This window comes from Endozoicomonas sp. ALE010 (assembly GCF_049310165.1).
Taxonomy (GTDB): Bacteria; Pseudomonadota; Gammaproteobacteria; order Pseudomonadales; family Endozoicomonadaceae; genus Endozoicomonas.
The window spans coordinates 1-2,592 of the sequence record NZ_JBLYNV010000158.1 but is presented as its reverse complement, the minus strand read 5'-3'; the positions used below and the strand labels follow the sequence as shown (position 1 = coordinate 2,592).

At 52.2% G+C, this 2,592-nt stretch carries 2 protein-coding genes; both read right to left on the bottom strand.

Annotated elements, in window-relative coordinates; genetic code table 11:
* Nucleotides 1-262 (bottom strand): hypothetical protein (locus ACO6UY_RS24365; protein WP_422491634.1); only part of this gene is annotated, 262 nt, incomplete at its 3' end.
* A 156-nt stretch (nt 263-418) separates the two neighbouring features.
* Nucleotides 419-2,592 (bottom strand): DUF1601 domain-containing protein (locus tag ACO6UY_RS24360; RefSeq protein ID WP_422491633.1); only part of this gene is annotated, 2,174 nt, incomplete at its 5' end.

The window sequence follows — 2,592 nt, the reverse complement described above, 5'->3', positions numbered from 1 at the left end:
CCATTATTTCCTGTTTGATGAGGGCATTAAAATCTTGAGCAGGGTTTACTGAACGGCACTGTAGATGTTGAGAAGAGCGTGTGCCAGAAGAGTGGTAAAATTCATTGCGCCCCGGGGCATTGCGGGGGGGATTATCCCATGGTCTGACTGTGGCATGTCTATATCGCCCACGCCCTGAAGAAGGGGCATGGCTATTCGGTTGGTTGTAATTATTAACTGATCTTGTGTATTTACCACTGATACCGGCAGATCTTCTATCCATAATTATATTTCATTAATTCATGAGAATATAAAATGCAGACTGCTGTTCTGTTCAGAAGTTCATTTTGCTGAACGGTTAATAAACGCAAGCGGTTGGAGGAGAACATCTACTCTGAATTGTAAAAACGGTTCCTGAGTCATGATGGCAGGGAGGCGATTACTGGCTGTTTGCGCTCTTCTTTATTTGATCAATAAATGGTTTCATTAAAACCTGGTTGTAAAGCCGGTTAACCGGGATTTCAATGACCTCAAATCCTGATTTTTGCAGCAGTGCGATTTTCAGCAGCGTCGAACCTTTCCTGGTTATGAAATCACCACCCACGTAATGAGACGGTCCCTGAACTTCAATCACCATGTTGTGATCTGGCAGTAACAGGTCAACCGGAGGCAATGAGTTCAAACTCTTTTCTTCTTCAATCTTCAAAGAGGGCATACAGGATTGGAGTTGATGGCGAAATTCGGCCTGGGTTTTTGAAATGGCTGTCTGGTAATGGCGGACGACCGGACACGCTCTGCCAAGCCAGCTTGAGGCCATGATCATAGTGGATTGATCCTCTTCATCATGCGGCGATTTATTTTTCAGGCGAGTCAACAGGTCATCCATGTGCTTTTCAAAAACGTTATTCTTATTGGCATTGGAGTCCAGAGCCAGCCTGGCACAGCATACCATGACTCCCCAGAGAGACATTGATATCTCTTCCCTGGAAAACTCAAGGTTCTCACTGATTCGATAGACAAGCGATTCGCACGCAGAGGTAGCCAGGTTCAGCTCAATGAGTTCACCCAGTTTGGCCGTGGCCCACAGCAGGTTGGCAACATGCTGGGCAATAAATTGCTCTTCCTGTGCGTTCACCCGGTGTAACAGCTCAGCTACGGCCACGTTGAGCCCTGGTGTTTGCTCCTGTCCGTTATCCCCCAGTTTTGCCATGGCCCACAGCAGGTTGGCGATTTCCTGTGGGTTAAAGTTAGCTTTTTGTACGATCACGCAGGTCAACAGCGTAGCCACGGTTTCGTTGAACTTTGGTGTCTGCTCATATCTGTTGTCTACCAGTTTCGCCATGGCCCACAACAGGTTGGCGATATCCTGTGGTTTAAAGTTAGCTTTCTGTACTTTCACGTGTGGCAGTAGCGTGGCCACGGCCTCGTTGAGCCCGGGTGTCGGCTTCTGCTCGTTGCCCAGCAGTTTTGCCATGGCCCACAGCAGGTTGGCGATATCCCGGACATTAAATTGGTCTTTCTGTGTGTTCACCCGGGTCAACAGTGCGACCAGTGCCTCGTTGAGCCCGGGTATCTGCTCCAGCCCATTGTCCACCAGTTTCGCCATGACCCACAGCAGGTTGGCAACATGCTGGGCATTAAATTGGTCTTTTTGTGCGTTCACGAGGGGCAACAGGGCGGCCACGGCCTCCTTGAGCTCTGGTGTTTGCTCCTGCCCGATGTCCACCAGTTTCGCCATGGCCCACAACAGTTTGCCGATTCCCACGGCATTAAGTTGGTTTTTCTGTGCGTTCACGAGGGGCAACAGGGCGGCCACGGCCGCATTGAACTCTGGTGTCCACTCCTGCCCGTTGTTCACCAGTTTCGTAATGGCCCACAGCAGGTTGGCAATGCCCTGGGCATTAAGTTGGTTTTTCTGTGCGTGCACGAGGGGCAACAGGGCGGCCACGGCCTCGTTGAGCTCTGGTGTCTGCTCCAGCCCATTGTCCACAAGTTTCGCTATGGCCCACAACAGGTTGGCGATATGTTGAGGAATAAAATGGTCTCTCAGTGCGTTCACGAGAGGCAACAGGGCGGCCGCGGCCTCGTTGAGCCCTGGTGTCTGCTCCAGCCCGTGGTCCACCAGTTTCGCCATGGCCCACAACAGGTTGGTGATACCCTGAGGAATAAATTGGTTTTTCTGTGCGTTCACGTGGGGCAACAGGGCGGCCACGGCCTCTTTGAACTCTGGTGTCTGTTCCAGCCCGTTGTCCACCAGTTTCGCCATGGCCCATAGCAGGTTGGCAATGTTCTGGGCATTAAGTCGGTTTTTCTGTGCGTCCAGGAGGGCCAGCAGGGCGGTCACGGCCTCTTTGAGCCCTGGAGTCCACTCCAGTTGGTTGTCTACCAGTTTCGCCATGGCCCACAGCAGGTTGGCAATGCCCTGGGTATTAAGTTGGTTTTTCTGTACGTTCACGAGGGGCAACAAGGCGGCTAAGGCCTCTTTGAGCCCGGGTGTCCGCTCCAGCCCGTTGTCCACCAGTTTCGCCATGGCCCACAGCAGGTTGGCGATGGCCTGGGCATTGAATTGGTCTTTCTGTGCCTTCACGTGGGGCAACAGGGCGACCACGGCCT